Consider the following 22925-nt stretch of genomic DNA (forward strand, 5'->3'; position numbering starts at 1 on the left):
GCGTGCCGCTACCGCAGGAGAATCAACACCATGGGATTGTGGCAAAAACTGTTTGGCTGGCTGAACCCGTCCGCGCCAACGGCTGCCCCCGCTGATACCCCGAGCCCGCACCCGTCCGAGGCGCTGACAGGCCCTGCGTCGCAAGAGCCCGCGCGCGGCACGCGTGAGCCGGCCTTTGACCCGGCGGCCGAGCTGGCTGCGCCGGTGGCCAGCATCCCCAGCGCTGGCGATGTGCCCGCAGCAGCTGCCACCCCGCTTGCAGCCGAGGCAGCGCCCAGCCCCCAGGCCGATCTGTTCGAGGCCGCCGCTGCCCGCGACGCCGAAGTTCCCCCCTCGATTGCCGACCCCGCACTGCGTGAGGCGCTGTCTGCCTATGCCGGCATGGCCTGGGACCGGCAGCTCGATTTTGCCGAAAAAGTGGGCGACCACCCCTGGTCAGCCGATACGGCCCAGGGCCTGATCGCCTTTGGCGACGACCTGCGTTTTCGCATGCAGGTGCTGGGCTCCTACTCCTTCCAATCAGGCACCTGGCTGTGGATCTGGGCCCATACCCAGGCCGAGGTGGCGCCCGCCTTTACCGAGGTGGCACGCCAGCTGCAAGGCTTTGGCGCGGCCAAGAACCTGGCGCTGTTCACCGAGCCGCGCACCGCGCTGCGCCAGGAAGACCTGCATGTGATCGGCCTGATTGCCGCCGGTGCCGACAACAGCGCCGGCTACTACCTGGGCAACTATGGCGAGGGCATCTTGCTGGCGCTGATCGATCCGGACCATGGCCTGCCAACGACTGCGCCCAAGCCCGAGCGGGTGCCTACCGTTGTGTCGCAGCTGATCAGCGATTTTGAGCTGGACCACCGCGTGCTGCTGCAGCACTACCTGCCCGCCAAGGGTTTCAGCGTGCAGGAGACCGGCTCGCGCATCACCGGCCAGCACGGTGTGAATCGCATCGTCGCCGATCTGGACAGCCAGGGCCGCATCAGCGCCGTCTCCGGCAGCCTGGGCCCTGCCGTCTGATCAGAAGCGGTAGTCCAGCGTCTTGCCGGGCGTGCCGGCTGGCGCCACTTCCACACTCTGGTCAATGGTTTTGGTACCCTCGGCGCTGGCCTTGACGGTGTAGCGCCCGCTGTCCAGGCGCAGCAGGCAGACGGGCCCCTGGGCCTGGAACTGCGCCACTTCCTGCCCCTTGCCATCGGCAATCACCACCTGGATCTTTGCGAGGTAGTCGCCCGACCTGGTCGCAAACAGCAGCGACAGCGGGTAGTCCTTCATCGCCGCACGCATTGCGGTCGATTCATCTATGCCAATGCCGCCGCAGACATACTGCACATCGCCTGCTTTTTGCAGTGCGGGGTGCTGGGCATGGGCAGCGGTGGCGGGCAGCAATGCCGCGCAGAGCATCGCGGCGCTCAGGGTGGGGGTGTGGTTTTTCAAGGCAGTCCTTTGCAGTCATGGAGCTGCCTTGACTGTGCGCTTGGCAGGCGCTGGCGCCTGTCAGCCAAGGGCGGACATGGCGGTACGCCTGCAGCGGCTTAAAAGCGTGGCAAATCTGGATGCGACAGCTTGCCCGCGCGCACCAGCATCTTGCCGTACTCGGCGCAGCGGTTCAAGGTCGGAATCACCTTGCCGGGGTTGAGCGAGCCCTGAGGGTCAAAGGCGGCTTTCAAGGCTAGCATCTGCGTGTTTTCCTCGGCCGAGAACTGCACGCACATGCTGTTGAGCTTTTCCACGCCCACGCCATGCTCGCCGGTGACGGTGCCGCCCATGGCAACGCTGGTCTCCAGAATGTCGGCGCCAAACAGCTCGCAGCGGTGCAACTGGTCGGGGTCATTGGCATCGAACAGGATGAGCGGGTGCAGGTTGCCGTCGCCGGCATGGAATACATTGGCGCAGCGCAGCTGGTATTTCTTCTCCATCTGCTGGATGGCGAGCAGGATATCGGCCAGGCGCTTGCGCGGAATGGTCGAGTCCATGCACATATAGTCCGGGCTCATGCGGCCACTGGCGGGGAAGGCGTTCTTGCGGCCGCTCCAAAAGCGCAGCCGCTCTTCTTCGTCCTGGCTGATGCTGATGGCAGTGGCGCCCGCTGCGCGCAGCACCTGGCTCATATGGGCGACCTCTTCGGCCACCTCTTCGGGCGTGCCGTCGCTCTCGCACAGCAAGATGGCTTCGGCGCTCAGGTCGTAGCCGGCATGCACAAAGTCCTCGACGGCGGCGGTCATCGGCTTGTCCATCATCTCCAGCCCGGCCGGGATGATGCCCGCGGCAATCACTGCCGCCACCGCGTCACCCGCCTTGCGCACATCGTCAAAGCTGGCCATGATGCAGCGCGCCAGCTGGGGCTTGGGAATGAGCTTGACCGTCACCTCGGTGGCCACGGCCAGCATGCCCTCGCTGCCGATCACCGCGGCCAGCAGGTCGTAGCCCGGCACATCCAGCGCCTGGCTGCCAAACTCGATGGGCTCGCCTTCGACGGTGAAGCCCTTGATCTGCAGCACGTTGTGCACCGTGAGCCCGTATTTGAGGCAATGCACACCGCCGGAATTCTCGGCAATATTGCCACCAATGGTGCAGGCGATCTGGCTCGATGGGTCGGGCGCGTAATAGAGGCCATAGGGCGCAGCTGCATCGCTGATGGCCAGGTTGCGCACGCCGCATTGCACCACCGCCGTGCAGGCGGCCGGGTCGATGTGCAGGATCTGGTTGAAGCGCGCCATCGACAAGGTCACGCCCAGCGCAATCGGCAGTGCACTGCCAGACAGGCCGGTGCCGGCGCCGCGCGCCACCACGGGCACCTGCAGCGCATGGCAGGCCTGCAGCACCGCCTGCACCTGGGTATAGGTCTCGGGCAGCGCCACCACCAGCGGGCGCTGGCGGTAGGCCGTCAGGCCATCGCATTCATAGGGCGTGGTGTCCTCGTCGTGCCACAGCAGGCAGTCATCGGGCAGCAGCTTGCGCAGGGCGGCCACGACTTCGCGCTGGCGCGTGGCGCGGTCTGCGCTAGAGGGTTGGGGGGAGGCGTGAGCGGACATGCCCCAACTGTATCGCCATTGGCAGCTGCTGTGGGAAAGGGGCGGGATGGAGAATCAGGAAATCAAGAATCAGAGCTGCTGGCACTTGATGGGGCGCGTTATCAGGCAGAAATTGCCTCAGACAGCGAGGCCGCAAACTTGGCTGAGCGGCGCGGCGGCAGCCTCAAGGCGTAGCAAGCTTGCTGATGTAGGCGATGGCGGCTTGGCCATGCGGCTGCAGAAACAGTTCTACGTCCTGTCCCGACTGGGGAACGCGCAGGCGATGGGTCCCTTCCGTGATCGGCTGGCTGCACTGGAACTGCAGCGTCCATTGGTCCAGGCGAGGGTCTGTGGCTGCATGGGTCACGTTGACCAAGGTGAGCGTCGTTCCATTTTCCAGCGTGAATACCGTCCCTGCAAACGCCACCGGGTTGCGCACCAAGGCGTCCGCAGCAGAGAGTTGTGATGCCAGGGCGGCAAGCGCGGGTGAGCCAGCGGCCGCCACCGCTATGCCGGTTAAGGCCTGCTTTGCAAAATTTCTGCGATCCATGGCGGCCTCCTTGTGCCTTGTAAACAGTGAAAGCCGCTGACCGGCTTTGCAGATATAGATGCCATTCTGACAAAAAATAATGCAAAATGCTTCTAAATATTTCTTGGACTTGGGCGTGGCTGAGGTTTTGCGGGTCCAGTGGCCTGTTTAAAGGAAACCTGATGAGCGAATTTTTTGTAGGGCAAGTCATGATGACTGGCTTTGTTTTTGCCCCCAAATATTTTGCGCAATGCAATGGCCAACTATTGCCTATTGCCCAGAATCAGGCGCTCTTTTCGTTGCTGGGGACACAATATGGCGGCAATGGATCGACCAATTTTGCCCTGCCGGATCTGAGGGGGCGCACCCCCATTGGTTTTGGCAATTCTGTTGATCCGGGATGGTCGCCTCCTCCTGCTGGTATTGGCGAGAGAGGCGGTGTCGAAAACGTCACGCTGCTACCTGCCCAGATGCCATCACATACCCATGCCCTGCAAGCAAGAACGGCCACGGGCACTACCCGCATCCCCAAAGGCAATGCATTGGCAACCAGTGCTTCAACGGCCCTTTACGCGACAGGTTCGCCCAATGTCGCCTTGGCGCCGCAATCCATCTCGTCGGCGGGCAATACCCAGCCGCATCCCAACATGCAGCCCTCTACGACGCTGAACTTCTGCATTGCGCTACAGGGAATCTTTCCCTCCCGCAATTGAGCTGCATGCGGATGCCGAGCTTTCCCAGACGATCCATGAGGCCTTACCCATGAGCACACCCTATGTTGGCGAAATACGCATGTTTGGTTTTGGACGCGTTCCCAATGGCTGGTTTACCTGCGATGGAAGCCTGAAGTCCATTGCCGACTATGAGGTGCTTTATACCCTTCTGGGCACCACCTATGGGGGTGATGGGGTGAGCACTTTTGCTGTTCCTGATCTGCGTGGGCGATTGCCGATTCATCAAGGTAGCGGGCCGGGGCTGACTCCACGAGCCATCGGGCAAATAGCGGGTACCGAAGCTGTTACGCTGGCGCCTCAGCATATGCCGGCTCATATACACGCGGTGGCGGTAAGTACGGCGGCTGCAACATCACAATCCCCGGCATCCAACCAGATGCTGGCCGCCATCAGTGGGGACGGACTGTATGCCACCGAGGTTGCAGGAGACCCCATAGCCACCTCTTCACAGACAGTGGGTACTGTTGGAGGCAGCCAGCCGCACGAAAACACGATGCCGACCCTAGCTGTAAATTTCTGCATGGCTTGGGCAGGCATCTATCCATCACAGGGATAAGGTACGGTGCAAGTCCCGAGATGGCAACGATGGACTCCCGCTGCCTGTGCGCCTGAGACTTTCCAGAGGTAATACACCATGTCTGAACCATTTGTTGGCGAGATCCAGATTTTCGGCTTTAATTTTCCTCCGCAAGGTTGGGCGTCCTGTAGTGGTGCCACATTGCCTATTCAGCAAAATACAGCGCTTTTTTCGTTGCTGGGTACCCAGTATGGCGGCAATGGGCAAACCACCTTCCAGTTGCCCAATCTGACCGGGCGTGCAGCTTGCAACCAGGGGCAAGGGCCAGGTTTGACGCCTCGTGTCATTGGCGAGACTTTTGGCTCTGCAGCAGCGACCCTGAACTCGCAGCAAATACCCAACCATACCCACACCCTGCAGTTCTTCAACCAAGGTGATCCTGCCAAGCGCCTGTCCACACCGCAGGCGAATGCGGCGCTGAACCTGCCGTCGCAAGCTGCCTCCAAGTTCTTTGCTTCGCCTGGGGAAATGACCTCACTCTCACCTACTGCGCTTCAGCCCGCAGGCGGCTCTCAACCTCATGAAAACCGCCAGCCCTACCTGGCCATGAATTTCTGCATTGCGCTGCAAGGGGTATTCCCCTCATTTAGTTAACTGCGTTATTGCGGGAAAGGCGGACGGGGTGCAGCAGCTTCCACCATTTCCCGGCTCGCGGCAAGCGCCACCACAGCCTGCTGCATGGGTGGTGCACGGCCTGTCACTGCGGCATGCCTGTGATGAGGACTTGCCATGGCTGCAGATGCTCTATAGCCAGTCCCGCGAGGCAGAACTGGCCCCAGTTCCCTGGCCGCCTGTTGTGAAGGCTGCTTTTCTGGAGAGCCAGTTCGCGCTGCAGCACCGGCACTTTGTGCAGGGAGGGACGAGCGACGCCTGGTGGATCGTGTGCCAGAAGAACGCAGACGGCATGGTCCAAGCCATTGGCCGTCTCTACCTTGCCCAGGGTGCACACACCGTCACGGTGGTGGATATCTGCCTGCTTGGCGCGTACCAATCACAAGGGTTGGGCTCGGCGCTGTTGCGGCATGTCCTGGCGGATGCTGCGCAGGCCGGTAAAGCGGTGAGCTTGCATGTGGCCCATGGCAATACAGGCGCATTGCAGCTTTACCAGCGGCTGGGGTTTAGCGTGCAGGAAGATATGGGCAGCCACCTGCGGATGCAGTGGCTGTGGCCAGCGGCAGGCGCGGCGCTCCGCTAATTGAAAACGGCCTGGTAGAGAAAGCCGGTGGCATCACGTGCCACTGGCACGACAAAGATGGCCTGCTCCCCCATGCTCGCATGACGCATGGAATAGGTCTGCTGCGGGAAAAGAACAGCCGATTCGTTGCGAAACACCAAGGAAAACGGCTGGCGGTACAGTTGCGCCCCCGCTGACGACTGCAGTGGCTGCACCTCCACCAGCTGGAAAGGCACCTCGGAATCGGCCAGCAGACCCACAAATACCGTGCCGACATGGGGCTGGAAATCTTCCAGCGTCAAGAATCTCACCTCAATGCTCCCCTTGCTTGTTGTGTGCAGCACCGCGACTGCGGCGCGGTGCCTGCTGCCAGGCCAGTGCAGCCAGCAGCAGCGCGAGCAGGGCCAACATTCCTTGCGACTGGCTGGGGACGGGCACAGCGCCTGCGCTGGCCTCGGCGACCCCAAACCCGCCAGGATCGGCGATGGAGCCGTTAGCAGCCAAGTCATCGTCGCCGGTCTGTCCGTCCGTCACCGTGTAGGTGATGGTATTGGCTCCCACGGTGGCTGGATACACATACCACGATGGCGCCTTGCCGGGCTGCGGGCCATATTTCCAGTATTGCGCGCCGGCTGGAACGGCCGACGGATAGGCCAGCTCGATGGTGATGGTCGATCCCAGTTCGCAGCCCGTTGTCTTGAAGTCAAACAGGCCTTCAGGGAAGCGGATACCTGCCAAGGGGGTAGCCATCTCGGATTCGGGCAGATAGCGGCTCGTGTCGAATCCGCAGCCAGCACCACCGCCGCTGAGCGTGGCTGTGATGACGCCTGTCCCGCTGGGCGATGCTGCGGAATAGCTCTTGGCGCTGGGAACACCGGTTTGCGCGGCAGAGGCCGGGCCAGGGCCCACGTCATTGCTGGCAGTGACGGTGCAGTTGTATGTGGTGCCATTTGTCAGGCCCGTGATCTTCAAGGGCGAACTGGAGCCACTGACCGCCGTAGTGCCTGCACCGCAGGATGCGCTGTAGGCCGTGATGGCGCTGCCGCCGTCAGAGGCAGGAGGCACAAAGGAGAGAGTCAGCTCCGCATTTCCTGAGGAGATCGTCGTGATGGACGGTGCGCCGGGGAGTGTGGCAGGGGTGGCGGTGACCGAGGCAGAAGGCTGGCTGGAGCCGATAGCATTGCGCGCGGTGACGGAGCAACTGTAGGCGGTGCCATTGGTCAGACCCGCAACCGTGATGGGCCCTGTGGTGGCAGTGACGGACACAGAGCCCGGCAAGCAGGTGGCGGTGAAGTCGATCACAGCGACGCCATTGGGCGCCGCGGGCGTGAAGTCCACCAGGACTTGTCCATTGCCTCGAGTGGCGGGGCCAATGGTTGGGGCATCGGGCACCACACCAGGTGTCACATTGACCACGGCAGATGGTGCGCCGGCCCCTGCAAGGTTGCTGGCGGTCACGCTGCAGCTATAGGCGGTGCCGTTGACCAAGCCTGTCACTACCAATGGCGAGCTCGTGCCAACTTGCGTGCGGGTGGGAGCGCCTGCAGCGCTGCAAGTGGCGGTGTAGTCGGAGACAGGGCGGCCTCCGTCAACCAGAGGAGCGGTGAATGTCACTGTTGCCTGCGCATTTCCCGGTGTTGCGCTGGATATCGTGGGCGCTCCAGGCGGGCCAAATGGCGTGACCGATGCGGCTGCAGATTCGGCACCGAAGCCTGCCGCGTTCCGTGCAGCAACCGTGCAGGTATAAGCGCTGCCATTGGCCATGCCGCCCACTTCAATCGGTGAGTCTGGCCCGGTGGCAGTCAGGCCACCACTGCAGCTGACGCGGTAGTCGAGGATGGCCGAGCCGCCATTGTTGGCAGGTGCGGTGAATACGATCGAGGCTTTTCCATTCAGGGGGACTGCGCTTGTGATGCTGGGGGCCGCTGGTGCCGCTCTGGGCGTCACGCTCAGTGCGTTGGATGGCGTGCTTCCCACCGAGTTGCTGACTACCACTGTGCAGCTATAGGCGGTGCCATTGCTCAACCCTGGCACAGTGATGCTCGGCGGAGAGCCGCTGTGGAAAGTCGCGCCACCATCGCAGGTGGCTGCGTAACCGGTGATGGGGTCACCGCCATCGGAAGATGGCTCGCTGAAGGTCAAAACAGCGAAGGAATCGGCAGGTTGGGCGCTGGTCAGCGAAGGAGCCAGTGGAGCGCCCTTGGGCATCACGGCAACACTGCCAGAGGCTGCACTGGTTCCGATGGCATTGGTGGCCGTAACAGTGCACATATAAGTGGCACCGTTGATAAGACCAGACACCTCAATCGGTGATGCAGTGCCGGACTGGCTGTTCGAGCCGCAACTGGCCATGTAGGACTGGATGGCGCTACCACCATCGGACGCCGGCGGAGTAAAGGCTATCTGGGCCGCACCGTTGCCGCCGATTGCCGTGCCGATGACCGGCGCGCCGGGCGCGGTGGCATTGGCGACCACGATGGTCAGTGTGTGTATTTCACTGTAATCGACAAGGGGAAAGATAGGATCAAGGGAGGCGTCGCTGACCAGCAATTGCACGCTGTAGCTGCCCGGCACAGTAGGTGTTCCGGTGATGCCGCCGTTTGCTGACAGAGTCAGGCCCGCCGGCATCGTGCTGCCTGGCTGCAATGAAAGCGCCAATGGTGTTACCCCGCCGGCAACGGGAACCTGGGCAGAGGCAGACATTCCGGTGGCCAAATGGATCGTTGCAGGAGAAATTGACAGATCGGGATTAGCCAGCACGCCTGCATAGGACTTGGTGCCGCTGACTGCAAGGCTGTCTGTCGCTCTCACTGAAAAGCTGTAGTTGCCGCGCACGCTGGGCGTGCCTGACAGTTGACCATCCGGAGACAGAGCCAGCCCCGCAGGCAATGTATCAGCGCTCACTACAACATAACTGTAGGGTGGCATGCCACCGGTGGCCGTGAACGCCGTACTTGCGGCCATGCCGGTTTTCAGGGTCAGGCTGCCTGGGGAGACACTTATGGCAGACCCCGAAGCTGTGATGATGATATTGAAAACCAGCGAGTCGCCTTGTGGGTCTTCCAATGTAAAGGTATCAGAGGACGTGGCCGAGCCGTCATGGCTATAGGTCACAAACTGCTCGCCGCTGATATTGGGGCCAACCACGGCAATGCCATGCAGTGGGGCTACGGGCTGATTGGGCGGGGCAACTGCGCCTTCGCCAAAGCCAAAGTTGTCCGGGCCGTCAAAAGCCGAGATATCTATGGCGATACTGCCACCCGAGGCCACTGTGGCGGATTGCGGCGAAAAGCTGGAAGTCGCCGCCCAGAGCCGTGCGAGCGGCACCAGGCATAGGACGCAAAGTAGAAAAAATCCCCATATCGGTTGTCGATAAAGTGGTTTCACGGCTGCGCTTTCCGAAGAAATGAATGGCTGGTGGCGCAGATAAGGCTGTTACGGGATTTTGCCCAAATGCGTCAAATTGTGAACCAAGTATAACAATGCGATAAATGGAACGCGACTTCTTTTTGCTTGGCCAAGTCGCCATCCAACCTGCTGGGGTAGTTTTATCCAAGCCGCTGAATTGGTCGCAGCTCAGGTTGCCATGTAAAAAAGCCAGCAGGGTACTGCTGGCTTTTTGGGGTTGGCTGCCGATCAGCGGAAGATAACGGTCTTGTGGCCGTTCATCAGCACGCGGTACTCGCTGTGCCACTTCACTGCGCGGGCCAGCACCTGGCTCTCGGTGTCCTGGCCACGGGCGGTCAGGTCGTCCACGGTGTCGGTGTGGTAGGCGCGGGCCACGTCCTGCTCGATGATCGGGCCTTCGTCGAGGTCGGCCGTCACATAGTGGGCGGTGGCGCCAATCAGCTTCACGCCCCGGTCATGGGCCTGGTAGTAGGGCTTGGCACCCTTGAAGCTGGGCAGGAAGCTGTGGTGGATATTGATCGCACGGCCCGACAGCTTGCTGCACAGGTCGTTGGAGAGCACCTGCATGTAGCGCGCCAGCACGACCAGCTCGGCGCCTTCGGCCTCGATGATCTCGAATTGCTTGGCCTCGGCCTGGGCCTTGGTCGCCGCCGTCACCGGGATGTGGTGGAAGGGGATGTTGTAGCTGGCGGCCAGCTGGTAGAAATCGCGGTGGTTGCTGACGATGGCGCGGATGTCGATCGGCAGCAAGCCTTCCTTCCAGCGGAACAGCAGGTCGTTCAAGCAGTGGCCCTGGCGGCTGACCATGATGACGGTCTTGATCTTTTCATCGGCCGCATGCAGGCGCCAGTGCATCTCGAAAGGCTTTGCAAAGGCATCCAGGTCCTCGCGCAGCTGGCTGGCAGCGCCGGTGCTGGCAAAGCGCACGCGCATGAAAAACAGGCCGGTGGCCGGGTCGTTGAACTGGGCGGCTTCTTCAATATTGCTGCCGTGCTCCAGCAGGAATCCGGATACCGCGTGGACCAGCCCCCGGCGATCAGGGCACGAGAGAGTGAGGATGTAAGCGTTGGTCATAACCTGCCATTGTCGCAGTGTTGGCTAAGGGAGTTCCCCAGTCGGGGTTTGGTATTTTGACTGGGTAGAACGAGGTTGCGACTTTGTAAATAAACGTCAAGATTATAAATTTATTGTTCTGTCATCCTGTGGTCATCTGGGCAAGCCGCTGGCCCGGAAAACCGCAGCAAATCAAGGACATCGACCAGAACCCGTGTGGCTTGGAAGAGGGTGGTGGATAAGCGCTTCCTCGCTTTCCAGGCGTTGGCAGCACGGCATTTTCGCAATCGGTCCAAGCGGGTATGCAGCCACACCACAAGGGTGGTTTCGTGGTTTCCATGTTCGGCAATTGGGGGTAGATTGGCAGTTGGTCTCCAACCCCCGAGTGAGTTTGGATTGGCCTATCGATTTCACCAAACTGCCGCCCTGACCCTGGGCATGCCCGAGCGCCATGCCCCGCTGCATGGGGCCGGGCTGCGGGTCGCCTGGCGCCAGTGCTGCCCCAGCGGCAGCCCATCGCCGTGATCTGCGGGCACACGACCGATTTTTTGAGGATTTAACAGATGAAACGCGACAACATCACCCAGTCTCCCCAGGCCCTGGCTGCCCAGGCACCCCAGGCCATCAGCCTGGATGTGCTCAAGGAGAAGTACTTCAAGGGTGATGAGTCCAGCATCGAAGACCTCTACAGCCGCGTCGCACGCGCGCTCGCGGCGGTGGAAAAGCCCGAGCTGCAGGCCGAATGGGAGGCCAAGTTTTACGCCAACCTGCATGCCGGCGCCATTGGCGCGGGCCGCATCATGTCGGCCGCCGGTACCGACATCCAGGCGACCTTGATCAACTGCTTTGTGCAGCCGGTGGGCGACTGCATCCAGGGCTTTGACGACGAAGGCTACCCCGGCATTTACGAGGCGCTGCGCGAAGCGGCAGAGACCATGCGGCGCGGTGGCGGTGTGGGCTATGACTTCTCGCGCATCCGCCCCCGGGGCGCCGAGGTCAAGGGCACGGCCTCGATGGCCTCGGGCCCTTGCAGCTATATCAATGTGTTTGACCAGAGCTGCTCCACGGTGGAATCGGCCGGCGCACGCCGGGGCGCGCAAATGGGCGTGCTGCGCATCGACCACCCCGATGTGATGGAGTTCATCACCGCCAAGCGCACGCCAGGCCGCTGGAACAACTTCAATGTGTCGGTGGGCGTGCCCGATGCCTTCATGCAGGCGGTGGTGGACGATGCCGACTGGCAGCTGGTGCACAGCGGCAAGCCCAATGCCAAGCTGCGCGCCGAAGGCGCGGTGCTGCGGGACGACGGCCTGTGGGTCTACAAGACGGTGCGTGCCCGGGCGATGTGGGACACGATCATGACCTCGACCTATGATTTTGCCGAGCCGGGCATCCTGTTCCTCGACCACATCAACGACGACAACAACCTGCGCTACTGCGAGCGCATTGCCGCGACCAACCCCTGCGGCGAGCAGCCGCTGCCGTCCTACGGTTGCTGCGACCTGGGCCCCATCATCCTGACCCGCTTTGTACGCAACCCCTTTGGTTTTGGTGGCCTGCCGAGCTTTGATTTCGACAGCTTCGAGCAGGTCGTGGCCACCCAGGTGCGTGCGCTGGACAACGTGCTGGACGCCACCTTCTGGCCGCTGGAGCAGCAGCGTGAGGAGTCGGCTGCCAAGCGCCGCATTGGCGTGGGCTTTACCGGCATGGGCAATACCTTGACGATGCTGACCCTGCGCTACTCCGACCAGGAAGGCCGCGACATGGCCAAACGCATTGCCGAATGCATGCGCGATGCCTCCTACCGCGCCTCGGTCGGCCTGGCCAAAGAGAAGGGTGCCTTCCCCAAGTTCGATGCCAAGGGCTACCTGGCCAAGGGCACCTTTGCCAGCCGCCTGCCCCAGGACATCCAGGACGACATCCAAAAACACGGCATCCGCAACAGCCACCTGCTGTCGATTGCGCCCACCGGCACCGTCTCGCTGGCCTTTGCCGACAATGCCTCCAACGGCATCGAACCCGCTTTCTCCTGGACCTACACCCGCAACAAGCGCGAGGCCGATGGCAGCAAGAGCCAGTACCAGGTCGAGGACCACAGCTGGCGCCTGTACCGCGAGCTGGGCGGCGATGTAGAGCAATTGCCTGCCTACTTTGTCTCGGCGCTGGAGATGTCGGCCACCGAGCACTTGGCGATGATGGAAACCGTGCAGCCCTATGTGGATACCGCCATCTCCAAGACGGTGAACATCCCCGCCGACTACCCCTATGAGGACTTCAAGAACCTGTACCTGCAGGCCTGGCGCGGCAACCTGAAGGGCCTGGCCACCTACCGCCCCAACAGCATTCTGGGTGCGGTGCTGGAGACCACGCCCGCCGCCAAACCCGAAGCCCCAGCCGCCGAGAAGGCCGCCGCAGCGGCGCTGGTGGACCCGATGAAGCTGGTGATCGAGCGCCGCCCCGAGGGCGAGCTCAGCGCCGTGGCCGACAAGGTCGAGTACTGGACCCAGGAAGGCCAGCAGCGCCTCTACATCATCGTCTCCTTCCTGCCGGTGCCCAGCGCCGATGGCAAGAGCATGGTGGACCGGGCGGTCGAGTTCTTCATGCCCGTGGGCCAGAGCGGCGAGTCGCAGCAGTGGATCACCTCCAGCATGCGCCTGCTGTCGCTGGCCGCGCGCGGTGGCTTCCTGGAGCGTGCCCTGGCCGACATGCGCAAGGTCGCCTGGGACCGGGGCCCCGTGCGCCTGGGCACCTACCAGCGCGCCGATGGCACCCATGTGCCGATGTGGCACGACTCGGAAGTGGCCGCCATCGCCTATGCGGTGCAGCAGATCCTGGAGCGCCGCCGCCAGCAGAACCTGCCCGGCATCAGCAGCTCCACCCTGACCCCGGCCGTGCCCGCGCCCGTGGTGAGCCAGGCCCTGCAGACCATGGCCGGCAAAAAATGCAACGAGTGCGGCGCCCATGCGGTGATCCGCAAGGATGGCTGCGAGTACTGCACCGCCTGCGGCGCCGTCGGTGCCTGCGGTTAAGCCTGCGCTGGCGCTGAACCTGGCCTTCAGCCGCTGAGAAAAAACGCCCGTGTCGCAAGACCGGGCGTTGTCGTTGGTGGGCCCTGTGTTTCCGCCGTGGCCTTGAGGGATCAGCGCGGCACCGCTGACTGCGCAAATACCTCCTTGGCCACAAACAGGCCATTGAGTGCTGCCGGAAACCCGGCATAGACGGCCATCTGCATGATGGTCTCCACCACTTCCTGCTGGCTGCAACCCACATTCAATGCCGCCTGGATATGTACCTTCAGCTGCGGCGCGGCATGGCCCAGCGCGGTGAGGGCGGCCACCGTGGCAATCTCGCGGCTTTTGAGGTCCAGCCCCGGGCGGCTGTAGATGTCGCCAAAGGGGAATTCGATCAGGTAATCCGCAAAGTCAGGCGCGATACCGGCCAGGCTGGCCACTACGTGCTCTCCGGCATGGCCATCGATTTCGCGCAGTTTGTCCAGGCCACGTTGGTAGCGGGTGGTTTCAGCCATGGTTCGACTCCTTCTTCGGCGTGGTGTTTTTGTGGGGCGGCGCTGAGGCTGCGGCTTCCAGTGCCTGGTAATGGGCAATCTTGTCTTGCAGCGCCTGGGCGGCTTGCTGCATGGCGCTGATGTCGGCCTGCACCTCGGCCAGGTGCGTTTGCAGCATGGCGCGCCGCGCGGGCACCGTGGCATCGCCGGTGCTGCGTAGCTGGGCGAACAGGCGCATCTTCTGGATGGGCATGCGGGTGGTGCGCAGGCGTGTCAGAAAGGCGAGCCAGGCCAGGTCGGCTGCGGCATAGCGGCGTTGGCCGCCGGCCGCACGCGCTACGGCGGCAATCAGGCCGATGCGTTCGTAATAGCGCAAGGTGTGGGCGCTCAACCCGGTGCGTTGCGCTGCTTCTTCAATTCTGAGAGGTGGTTCCATGCAGGCATTGTCGAAGTTAGAGCGCACTCTAAGTCAAGCGTTGCCGCCGCTTTTGGGCAAAAAAAAAGCTGTTGGCGCCTGGAGGGTACGCAAACAGCGGGGATGGTGGGCGAGAGGTGCGGCGTTTAGTGCACGATCACCGGTTGCTGGGCCAGGCCGGTATAGCGGTCCAGTGTGGCTTCAACCTCTTCTTCGGTCGGAGCATTGGCTTGCCAGGCCTGGATTTGCTGGTGGAACATTTCTGCCCAGGCGCCATCGAGGTAGAGCTCCTTGCCGCTGCGCTTGTCCACAATCTCAAAACCCTGGCGCTGCAGATGGCGCAGCGGTTCGGTAACGGTGGGGTTGGTGACGGAAGCACCATCGTTGGACAGGGGCAGCTCTGGCGTCAGGTGCAACACCACAAAAGAGTCCGAGTCGTAAATCATTTGCATGATGTTCCTCCTTGTGAAGTGCAGGTGGTGGCAGTTTGCGGCATTGCAAGACTGCGTCCACATGTCCGTTGTAGCAGGTTTTGATGGCATTCCTGGCAATTGGCGCCCTTTTTACGGCCAAACGTCGCAAATCAGGGACGTATCGCGCAGGCTTTGTCGTACAAAGCCGTGCAGCGCGGCGATTCAAGGCGGGCTGTCCACCGTAGCCGCCTGCAGCTGCAGATCGGCAAAATCGCCATTGGACTGGGACAGGCGGATGCGCACCGGCAGGTACTGCAGCGAAGGGGCCAGCCAGAGGTGGGCCGTTTGGTCCTGGCCCTTGCGCGGCTGGCGCGTCAGGCGCAGGCTGGGGGTGGGCCCGGCGGGCAAATCCAGTGTTTCGGGGCCGTCGACGACAAAGGTCCAGACCTCGGCGCTGCGCGCGCTGGTCACGTTGATGGCCACCGTGCTGCCGGGGGTATAGCGCTCGGGGTTGGCCGCCACCATGCTCGAGAGCTGCAAAAAGATCGACAACCGGTCCTGCACACCGGCGCTCACGGCCTGGGGCTCGTCACCATCGCTGTAGCGGATGCGGCCTGCCGGGGCGTCGAGCTCGGCGCTGCGCTCTTTTCGCGCCTTGTCGACAAAGCGTTGGGGCGCCAGGCCATGGGGCGTAATCTGGCCGCTGCTGGTCTGGCTGCGGCTGCCCATCAAAAAGGCCGACACCTCTTGCTCGGCCTGGTAGCGCTGGCCATCGGTCTTGAACGTCAGCTGCGCCTTGGCCGAGTACTGGAAACCCTTGGCCGAGCCCTTGGCCTGGAACTGCAGCCGCGCCGAGGGCGGCAGCTTGATCGCAGGCAGGGGGCCGGCATAGCCGGGGCTGCCAATGCCTATGGCGGGCGCGGGTTCGCTGGCACTGGCACTGGCACTGGGCGCCTCCGTCTCGGCCTTGGCCTCCGAGGTGGATGGGCTGGCATCGCCCTGGTCTGCGACGGCATTGAGCGGCTGCAGATCGGCCGCAGAGCCGGGGATGGGCTCCGGCGTGGGCGCGGGGCTGGCGTCGCCGGATGCGAGCAACTGGTCCAGTGCCGACGGGGCCGCGGGTGCCGCGTCGGCTTCTGCGGTAGGCGCTGCCTCTGAGGTGGCTGGGTTTTCGCTGGACGCTTCGCGGAACTTGGGGCCCACACTCGCGCGGCTGGCTGGCGCTTGTTCTGGCGGCGCTTTTTGGACCTGGGGCCGGGGGGCGATGGGCGCCGCTTGCGCCACGCTGGGCCTGGAGGCCGGCGTGGGTGCAGGCGGCACGGCCGCCGGGGGCGGTGGGGCTATTTGGCGCACCTCAAAGCGCAGCTCCTTGGGCGTGCTGCCGGTGATGCGCGCCTTTCTGATCGCCTCCTGCACCCCGGGCCAGGCCAGCAGCAGCCCGTGGGCGGCCAGCACGGCAAAAGTCAGCAGGATGAGAGGGCGTTGGCGCATGAGACGCCCAGTGTAGTGCCTGCTGCGCAGGCCCACAGGGCCGCTGGATTAGGTCGAAAGCAGGGCCTGGTCGCCCGGTTCTGCGCCGCTGTAGCCCAGCGCGTGCGAGAGCTGGGCGGCGATGGCCTGCAGGCCCTGGGCCATGGCCCCTTGGGGGGCGGGGTCAAACGTGGCCTGCGTGCCCAGGCTGGTGATGCCCAGCACCAGCTGGCCGCGCGCATCAAAGACGGGCGCGCACAGTGCGACCACGCTGGGCAGCAGGGTGTCGACCACGCAGGCGGTGCCCTGGCTGCGCACCTGGGCAAACAGCTGGTGCGCGGCGGCGGCGGTCTGGGGCAGGTCGCTGCGCCCGGCCAGGCGTGCCTGCGCCAGTTCGCGCTCCAGCGCGGGCTCAGTGCGGGCGGCGGGCAGCCAGGCGCCAAAGCAGCGCCCGGTTGCCGATGAGAGCAGCGGCATCACATCGCCCAGGCGCAGGTGGCCGGTGGTGCCATGGGGCGGCTCCTCCCAGTGCACGATGGTGGCGCCATGGTTGCCCCAGACGGCCAGCGCCACCGTGTGGCCCAGGCGGTCGAGCCAATCGGGTATGCGCTCGCGCGCCAGCCGCACTGCATCGCTGCGGCGCAGCGCCGCCAGCCCCAGCTGCAAGGCCATCGGGCCCAGGTCGTAGCGCGAGGTGGCCGCCTCCTGTTTGACCAGGCCGCTGCGCTGGTAGCTCACCAGATAACGGTGGGCCTTGGCTGCCGGCATCGCAGCGGCCTGCGCCAGGTCTTTGAGCGCCAGCGGGCCTTGGGCCTCCACCAGCGCTTGCAACAGCGCAAATCCCACCTCGACTGACTGAATGCCTGCACGATCCTTGTCCATGGCGGTAGTTTAAGGTATTCTAAATAAAGGAATGCATTTCACTAATCGTAATTTCACGCTGCAAGGCGTGCATTGCGATAGGCACAAGCAGCGTGGCAAGCGCCCAGCCTGGGGCCAATCTGGCACGATAGAGGCATGTTTGACTGTGAGACACCGGTATGAAGCTTGCAAGCTATAAAGACGGATCGCGCGACGGCCAGCTGGTCGTCGTCTCGCGCGACCTGCGCACGGCCCATTACGCCTCCGGGATCGCGCACCGCCTCCAGCAGGTGCTCGACGACTGGTATTTCTACGCCCCCCAGCTGCAGGACCTGTACGACGCGCTCAATGCCGACCGCGCGCGCCACAGCTTTGACTTCAACCCTGCCCAGTGCATGGCGCCGCTGCCGCGCGCCTACCAGTGGCTCTGTGGCGCCGCCTACCTGAGCCATGTGGACTTGCTGCGCGAGGCGCCGGGTGAGGACCTGCCCGCAGCGCTGAAGACCGATCCCTTGGTCCAGCAGGGCGCGGGCGACGCCTTCATCGGCCCCTGTGACGACATCGTCGTGGCGAGCGAGGCCATGGGTATTGATTTCTCGGCCGAGCTCGCCGTCATCACCGGCGATGTGAAGCAGGACAGCAGTCCCGAAGATGCGCTCGACAGCGTGCGCCTGCTGATGCTGGCCAATCCGGTGAGCCTGCGCCAGCTGGAAGCCGCTGAACGCGACAAGGGCGTGGGCCTGGTGCAGAGCAAGCCGGTGACGGCCTTCAGCCCGGTGGCCATCACCCCCGATGAACTGGGTGATGCCTGGCGCGGCGGCAAGGCGCACCTGGCCTTGCAGACCAGCTGGAACGGCCGCAAGGTCGGCATGTGCGATGCGGGCCCGGAGATGGGTTTTCACTTTGGCCAGCTGATCGCCCATGCCGCCAAGACGCGCCACCTGCGCGCCGGCACCGTGCTGGGCAGCGGCACCGTCAGCAACAGCGGCGCCGAAAAGCACGGCCGCATGGACTGGCCCAAGGGCTATGGCTGCATCGCCGAAAAGCGCAGCATGGAAGTGCTGCAAAAAAGCAAGACCGCCACCGGCTTCATGCAGTTTGGCGACACGGTGCGCATCGAGATGAAGGGCAAGGATGGCCACAGCCTGTTTGGCGCGATTGACCAGAGTGTGGCCTCGCTCTACCAGGCGCAGGCCGATGCCGTGGCCGAGCCGGAGGCCGCTGCATGATGGCCAGGCTGCATGCCTGCCAGTGGCGGCGCAAGCCGCTGCGGCGCCATGCATGCAGCCCTGCGGGCCGCAGGGCCGCGCTACTCGGGCAGGCTGGTCTGGCGCGCGTGCTGCAGCAGGCGGTCGAGCAGCACACTGAGCTGCTCGCGCTCGTCGATGGTCAGCGCCGAGAGAATCTCTTCATTGCGGCGGGCGATGACCACCATGACCTTCTCCCAGCATTCGCAGCCCTTGGGCGTGAGGCTGAGCACCACGCCGCGCCCGTCCACTTCGCTGGCCTGCTTGAGCACCAGGCCCTGCTCGACCAGCGCCTGGGTGGAGCGGCTGGCCTGGGCCTTGTTCAGGTTGGCGCGCATCGCCAGGTCATTGACCGACAGGGGATGGAACGCGCCAATCGCTGCCAGGCAGCGGGCCTCGCTGATAGGAATGCCCACCTCCTCCTCGTACACCATCTGGGTGGTGCGGTCGGTGACTTTGGCCAGCGCATGCAGGCGGTGGGTATAGGTACGGTCCAGCGGCGTGTTCAACGCGTCTCCTTGGTTTTGTATCAATGCTGGCTGGGAAAACAGCTACCGCGACTATGTCACGGAGCCCCGCTTTGCGGAAGCGCCCAGGGCACGCCCACGTCCAGTATTTTCCCTAGGGATTCCTAGTGATCGCTTCACCGCCAGGTCTGCACGGCCGGCACACCCGCCCCAACAACGACTGAAAGGAGACATGCATGCGCAGTTTGAACGCCGAGCCCCGGCACTATATGACAGGTTTTGCCAATGAATGGGCGACCGAGGCCGAGCCGGGGGCGCTGCCCGTGGGGCGCAATTCGCCGCAGGTCGCGCCGCTGGGCCTGTATGCCGAGCAGTTGTCGGGCACGGCCTTTACTGCGCCACGCCACAGCAACCGCCGCAGCTGGCTCTACCGCATCCGCCCCGGCGCCATGCATGAGCCCTTTGCGCCGCTGGCCCTGCCGCGCTGGAAAAGCCATGTCACCGGCGGTTTTGACGAGGTGCCCACGCCGCCCAACCAGCTGCGCTGGGATCCGCTGCCGCTGCCCGATGCGCCCTGCGATTTTCTGCAGGGCATTGTCAGCATGGCCGGCAATGCCGCCTGCGGCATCCACCTGTATGCGGCCAACCGCAGCATGGAAGGGCGCTATTTCTACAACGCCGATGGCGAGCTGCTGATCGTGCCCCAGCAAGGGCGCCTGCAGATTGCCACCGAGCTGGGCACCTTGGAGGTGGAACCGCAAGAGATCTGCGTGGTGCCCCGGGGGGTGCGCTTTGCCGTGACTCTGCTCGACGGCACCGCGCGTGGCTATATCTGCGAAAACTACGGCGAGCTGCTCAAGCTGCCGGACCTGGGCGTGATCGGCTCCAACGGCCTGGCCAACCCGCGTGATTTCCAGACGCCGGTCGCCGCCTACGAGGACAAGGAGGGCGACTTCGAGCTGGTGGCCAAACTGCGCGGCCACTTCTGGTCGGCGCGCGTCGGCCACTCGCCTCTCGATGTGGTGGCCTGGCATGGCAACTACGCGCCCTACAAATACGACCTGCGCCGCTTCAACACCATCGGCTCGATCAGCTACGACCACCCCGATCCGTCGATCTTTCTGGTGTTGCAGTCGCCCACCTCCCTGCCCGGCGTGGATGCGCTGGACTTTGTCATCTTCCCGCCGCGCGTGCTGGTGGCGCAGGACACCTTCCGTCCACCCTGGTTCCACCGCAATTTCGCCAGCGAGTTCATGGGCCTGATCGAAGGCGCCTACGACGCCAAGGCCGAGGGCTTTGTGCCCGGCGGCGCCTCCCTGCACAACTGCATGAGCGGCCACGGGCCCGATGCCGATACCTTCGACAAGGCCAGCCAGGCCGACACGCACAAGCCGCACTACATCGACAACACGATGGCCTTCATGTTCGAGACCCCGGCCGTCATCCAGCCCACTGCCTATGCGCTGGAGACGGTGCAGCTGCAGCACGAGTACTACCGCTGCTGGCAAGGACTGCAAAAGCATTTCAAGCCCCAGCGCAAAGCCTGAGGCGATTCCCCCACTTGGAGACATTAAGCATGACCCTGCTCAACGAAACCCATGACCCCGCGCTGCAAAGCTGGGTCCCTAGCGCCCAGGCCGCTGGCAGCGATTTTCCGCTGCAGAACCTGCCCTTCGCCAGCTTTCGCCGCAAAGGCAGCCAGCAAGCCTGGCGCGGCGGCGTCGCCATTGGCGACCAGATTGTCGACCTGCAGGCGCTGGCCGCCAGCGGCAGCCTGAGCGGCGATGCGCAGCGCGCCGCCGAGGCGGGTGCTCAGACCTCGCTCAACGCCCTGATGGCGCTGGGCCCCCAGGCCTGGAGTGCGCTGCGCCTGGCGCTGTCGCGCGGCCTGCGCGTGGGCGCGGCCGAGCAGGCGCAGTGGCAGGGCTTCCTGGTGCCGCAAGCGCAGGCCGAGTACAACCTGCCCGCGCGGATCGGTGACTACACCGACTTCTACACCTCCATCCACCACGCGACCAATATCGGCAAGCAGTTCCGCCCGGACAACCCCCTGCTGCCCAACTACCAGTGGGTGCCCATTGGCTACCACGGCCGCTCGTCGAGCATCGTGGTCTCGGGCACGCCGTTCAAGCGCCCGGTGGGCCAGACCAAGGCGCCCGATGCAGCGGTGCCGACGGTCAAGGCCAGCGCGCGCATGGACATCGAGCTGGAAATGGGCATCTTCGTGGGCCAGTCCAACGCGCTGGGCGAGCCCGTCAGCATTGGCGAGGCCGAGGACCATGTGTTTGGCCTCTGCCTGCTCAATGACTGGTCGGCACGCGACATCCAGCCCTGGGAATACCAGCCGCTGGGCCCGTTTCTGTCGAAGAACTTTGCCTCGACCCTCTCCCCCTGGGTGGTGACCCTGGAGGCGCTGGCGCCTTACCGCGTCGCCTTTGCCCGCCCCGACGGCGATCCGCAGCCGCTGCCCTATATGGACAGCGCCCACAACCGCGATGCCGGTGCCTTTGACATTGCATTGGCCGTGGACCTGCAGACGGCCAAGATGCGTGCCGCCGGCCAGCCAGCGGTGCAGATCACCCAGTCCAACTACCGCCATGCCTACTGGACTGTGGCGCAGCTGGTCGCCCACCACACCGTCAACGGCTGCAACCTGCAGCCCGGTGACCTGCTGGGCACCGGCACCCTGTCCGGCCCCAGCCTGGACCAGGCCGCCGCGCTGATCGAGCTGACCGTGGGCGGCAAGCAGCCGCTGACCTTGCCCAATGGCGAGACCCGCACCTGGCTGGAAGATGGCGACGCCGTGGTGCTGCGCGGCTGGTGCGAACGGCCCGGTGCCGCCCGCATCGGCTTTGGCCCTTGCGAAGGCCAGATGCTGCCTGCGCGTACGCTGTAAGCGACAGCTGCCTGGCTGGGGGCAGGTGGACAATGCCACCAGGCCCCGGCCGGGCGCCCGGAGCCCGGAGCCCGGTGCCACTGAGACAAAAAGATTAGCAACAGGAGACAACACCATGCCCACCCCTTTTTCCCTGCGCCAGCTGCTGGCTGCCGCCGCGCTGGCCTTGCCGGTCCTCGGCCACGCCGCCTACCCCGAGCGTCCCATTGAATGGGTCGTGCCCTATGCAGCGGGCGGCGGCTCCGATGTGGTCGCCCGCGTGGTGGCCGAGCCGATGGCCAAGGCCCTGGGCCAGTCCATCATCATCCTCAACAAGCCTGGCGCGGCCACCAATATCGGTGCCGATTACGCCGCGCGCGCCAAGCCCGATGGCTACACCCTGCTCACGGGTGACACCGGCACCCTGGCGGCCAATGCCTTTCTGTACCAAAAGCTCAGCTACAACGCCGAAAAGGACTTTGCGCCGGTGGGCATGCTGGTGCGCTTTCCGCTGATCTTGGTCGTCAACCCCAAGCTGCCGGTCAAGAACCTGGCCGAGTTCACCGCCTGGGCCAAGGCGCAGCAGGGTGGCGTCAGTTATGCAACGCCCGGCGCAGGCTCGCCCCACCACCTGGCGACCGAGATTTTCAAGGAGCAGCTCAAGCTGAGCCTGGTGCATGTGCCTTACAAGGGCGCAGCGCCTGCGGTGCAGGATGTGCTGGGCGGCCAGGTGCCCTTCATGTTTGTCGACTCGGTGGCCGGCTTCCAGAACATCCAGGCGGGCAAGCTGCGCGCCATTGGCATTGCAACGCCGCAGCGCTCCAAGGTGTTTCCGGATGTGCCCACCTTGGATGAGCAGGGGGTGAAGGGCTTTGAAGCCTATGCCTGGCAGGGCCTGGTGGTCCCCAAGGCTACGCCCGAAGACCGGGTGAACCGGTTGAGCGAGCAGCTGCAGGCCACCTTGAAGGACCCGGCCGTTGTCAAGCGCCTCGAAGACATGGGGCTGGAAGTGACGCCGACGGGCCGCAGCGAGATGGAGAAATTCCTCGTCACAGAGCGTAATAAACTGGGTCCCGTGATAAAAACCAACAATATTCAATTAGATTAGTTAAAAATTGTCGAATTGCGTTAAAATCGAAGCGCCAGTTGGTTAACCATTCGGGTTAAAAAAGTTAAGTCACCAAGCGCGATG

At 63.9% G+C, this 22925-nt stretch carries 22 protein-coding genes; 10 read left to right on the plus strand and 12 right to left on the minus strand.

The genetic code is table 11. The features are described 5' to 3' along the window. Positions 1 to 30: 30 nt before the first annotated feature. Positions 31 to 1011, plus strand: a complete 981-nt coding sequence (locus tag WH367_RS05145; RefSeq protein WP_339534646.1) for a DUF6882 domain-containing protein — start codon at positions 31 to 33, stop codon at positions 1009 to 1011. Here the strand turns inward: WH367_RS05145 and WH367_RS05150 are convergent, their stop codons facing one another. The 3 genes from WH367_RS05150 to WH367_RS05160 form a co-directional block, all read right to left on the minus strand. Further along, entirely contained in the window at positions 1012 to 1428 is a 417-nt protein-coding gene (locus WH367_RS05150) for a carboxypeptidase regulatory-like domain-containing protein (protein ID WP_339534648.1), read from the minus strand. It abuts the gene before it with no gap. A gap of 98 nt (positions 1429 to 1526) precedes the next feature. Continuing rightward, the gene (locus tag WH367_RS05155) at positions 1527 to 3026 is read right to left on the minus strand and encodes an FAD-linked oxidase C-terminal domain-containing protein (RefSeq protein WP_339534650.1); all 1500 of its coding nucleotides are present in this window, start codon (positions 3024 to 3026) and stop codon (positions 1527 to 1529) included. A gap of 163 nt (positions 3027 to 3189) precedes the next feature. Next, positions 3190 to 3555: a hypothetical protein gene (locus WH367_RS05160; RefSeq protein ID WP_339534652.1), complete on the minus strand. Its 366-nt coding sequence runs from the start codon at positions 3553 to 3555 to the stop codon at positions 3190 to 3192. Between the two features lie 161 nt (positions 3556 to 3716). Between WH367_RS05160 and WH367_RS05165 the strand changes: the two genes are divergently transcribed. From WH367_RS05165 to WH367_RS05180, 4 genes are all read left to right on the plus strand, one after another. Next, positions 3717 to 4247 carry a phage tail protein gene (locus WH367_RS05165; RefSeq protein ID WP_084635855.1) on the plus strand — a complete coding sequence of 177 codons (531 nt, stop codon included), beginning with the start codon at positions 3717 to 3719 and terminating at the stop codon, positions 4245 to 4247. 49 nt (positions 4248 to 4296) lie between these two features. Further along, positions 4297 to 4824, plus strand: a complete 528-nt coding sequence (locus WH367_RS05170) for a phage tail protein (protein ID WP_084635854.1) — start codon at positions 4297 to 4299, stop codon at positions 4822 to 4824. A 78-nt stretch (positions 4825 to 4902) separates the two neighbouring features. Beyond that, the gene (locus tag WH367_RS05175; protein ID WP_339534655.1) at positions 4903 to 5439 is read left to right on the plus strand and encodes a phage tail protein; all 537 of its coding nucleotides are present in this window, start codon (positions 4903 to 4905) and stop codon (positions 5437 to 5439) included. Positions 5440 to 5467: 28 nt separating this feature from the next. Next, positions 5468 to 6040 (plus strand): GNAT family N-acetyltransferase, encoded by a 573-nt coding sequence (locus tag WH367_RS05180; protein WP_339534657.1) that lies wholly within the window; start codon positions 5468 to 5470, stop codon positions 6038 to 6040. Here the strand turns inward: WH367_RS05180 and WH367_RS05185 are convergent. The 3 genes from WH367_RS05185 to purU form a co-directional block, all read right to left on the minus strand. Further along, positions 6037 to 6321, minus strand: a complete 285-nt coding sequence (locus WH367_RS05185; RefSeq protein WP_021027598.1) for a DUF6916 family protein — start codon at positions 6319 to 6321, stop codon at positions 6037 to 6039. The genes WH367_RS05180 and WH367_RS05185 overlap by 4 nt on opposite strands. A gap of 10 nt (positions 6322 to 6331) precedes the next feature. Further along, on the minus strand, positions 6332 to 9406 hold the full coding sequence (locus WH367_RS05190) for a beta strand repeat-containing protein (protein WP_339534660.1): 3075 nt from the start codon (positions 9404 to 9406) through the stop codon (positions 6332 to 6334). A 249-nt stretch (positions 9407 to 9655) separates the two neighbouring features. Beyond that, positions 9656 to 10501, minus strand: coding sequence for a formyltetrahydrofolate deformylase (purU, locus tag WH367_RS05195; protein ID WP_021027594.1), 846 nt, complete (start codon positions 10499 to 10501; stop codon positions 9656 to 9658). Between the two features lie 542 nt (positions 10502 to 11043). Between purU and WH367_RS05200 the strand changes: the two genes are divergently transcribed. Beyond that, positions 11044 to 13509 (plus strand): adenosylcobalamin-dependent ribonucleoside-diphosphate reductase, encoded by a 2466-nt coding sequence (locus WH367_RS05200; RefSeq protein ID WP_339534662.1) that lies wholly within the window; start codon positions 11044 to 11046, stop codon positions 13507 to 13509. 110 nt (positions 13510 to 13619) lie between these two features. Here WH367_RS05200 and WH367_RS05205 read toward each other — a convergent pair whose 3' ends face one another. From WH367_RS05205 to WH367_RS05225, 5 genes are all read right to left on the minus strand, one after another. Beyond that, positions 13620 to 14006, minus strand: a complete 387-nt coding sequence (locus WH367_RS05205) for a carboxymuconolactone decarboxylase family protein (protein ID WP_339516185.1) — start codon at positions 14004 to 14006, stop codon at positions 13620 to 13622. Beyond that, positions 13999 to 14421: a MerR family transcriptional regulator gene (locus tag WH367_RS05210; protein ID WP_339534664.1), complete on the minus strand. Its 423-nt coding sequence runs from the start codon at positions 14419 to 14421 to the stop codon at positions 13999 to 14001. The genes WH367_RS05205 and WH367_RS05210 overlap by 8 nt, the downstream gene beginning before the upstream one ends. Positions 14422 to 14546: 125 nt before the next feature. Continuing rightward, entirely contained in the window at positions 14547 to 14852 is a 306-nt protein-coding gene (locus WH367_RS05215) for a BTH_I0359 family protein (protein WP_021027590.1), read from the minus strand. 183 nt (positions 14853 to 15035) lie between these two features. After that, positions 15036 to 16304, minus strand: a complete 1269-nt coding sequence (locus WH367_RS05220) for a DUF3108 domain-containing protein (protein WP_339534667.1) — start codon at positions 16302 to 16304, stop codon at positions 15036 to 15038. 48 nt (positions 16305 to 16352) lie between these two features. Then, positions 16353 to 17165: an IclR family transcriptional regulator gene (locus WH367_RS05225; RefSeq protein ID WP_339534669.1), complete on the minus strand. Its 813-nt coding sequence runs from the start codon at positions 17163 to 17165 to the stop codon at positions 16353 to 16355. Positions 17166 to 17323: 158 nt separating this feature from the next. Here WH367_RS05225 and WH367_RS05230 point away from each other — a divergent pair, with 158 nt between their 5' ends. Then, positions 17324 to 18373: a fumarylacetoacetate hydrolase family protein gene (locus WH367_RS05230; protein WP_339534671.1), complete on the plus strand. Its 1050-nt coding sequence runs from the start codon at positions 17324 to 17326 to the stop codon at positions 18371 to 18373. An 80-nt stretch (positions 18374 to 18453) separates the two neighbouring features. Here the strand turns inward: WH367_RS05230 and WH367_RS05235 are convergent, their stop codons facing one another. Then, entirely contained in the window at positions 18454 to 18900 is a 447-nt protein-coding gene (locus WH367_RS05235; protein ID WP_021025643.1) for a MarR family winged helix-turn-helix transcriptional regulator, read from the minus strand. Between the two features lie 194 nt (positions 18901 to 19094). On the opposite strand from WH367_RS05235, the gene hmgA reads away from it, so the two are divergent. The 3 genes from hmgA to WH367_RS05250 all read left to right on the plus strand — a co-directional run bounded on the left by hmgA (position 19095) and on the right by WH367_RS05250 (position 22841). Next, on the plus strand, positions 19095 to 20405 hold the full coding sequence (gene hmgA, locus WH367_RS05240; RefSeq protein WP_339534673.1) for a homogentisate 1,2-dioxygenase: 1311 nt from the start codon (positions 19095 to 19097) through the stop codon (positions 20403 to 20405). Positions 20406 to 20434: 29 nt separating this feature from the next. Further along, positions 20435 to 21754 carry a fumarylacetoacetase gene (gene fahA, locus WH367_RS05245; RefSeq protein WP_339534675.1) on the plus strand — a complete coding sequence of 440 codons (1320 nt, stop codon included), beginning with the start codon at positions 20435 to 20437 and terminating at the stop codon, positions 21752 to 21754. A gap of 115 nt (positions 21755 to 21869) precedes the next feature. Continuing rightward, positions 21870 to 22841, plus strand: a complete 972-nt coding sequence (locus tag WH367_RS05250; RefSeq protein ID WP_021028677.1) for a Bug family tripartite tricarboxylate transporter substrate binding protein — start codon at positions 21870 to 21872, stop codon at positions 22839 to 22841. Positions 22842 to 22925 lie beyond the last annotated feature (84 nt).

Origin of the sequence: Comamonas sp. MYb21, assembly GCF_037479395.1 — a bacterium.
Taxonomy (GTDB): Bacteria; Pseudomonadota; Gammaproteobacteria; order Burkholderiales; family Burkholderiaceae_C; genus Comamonas.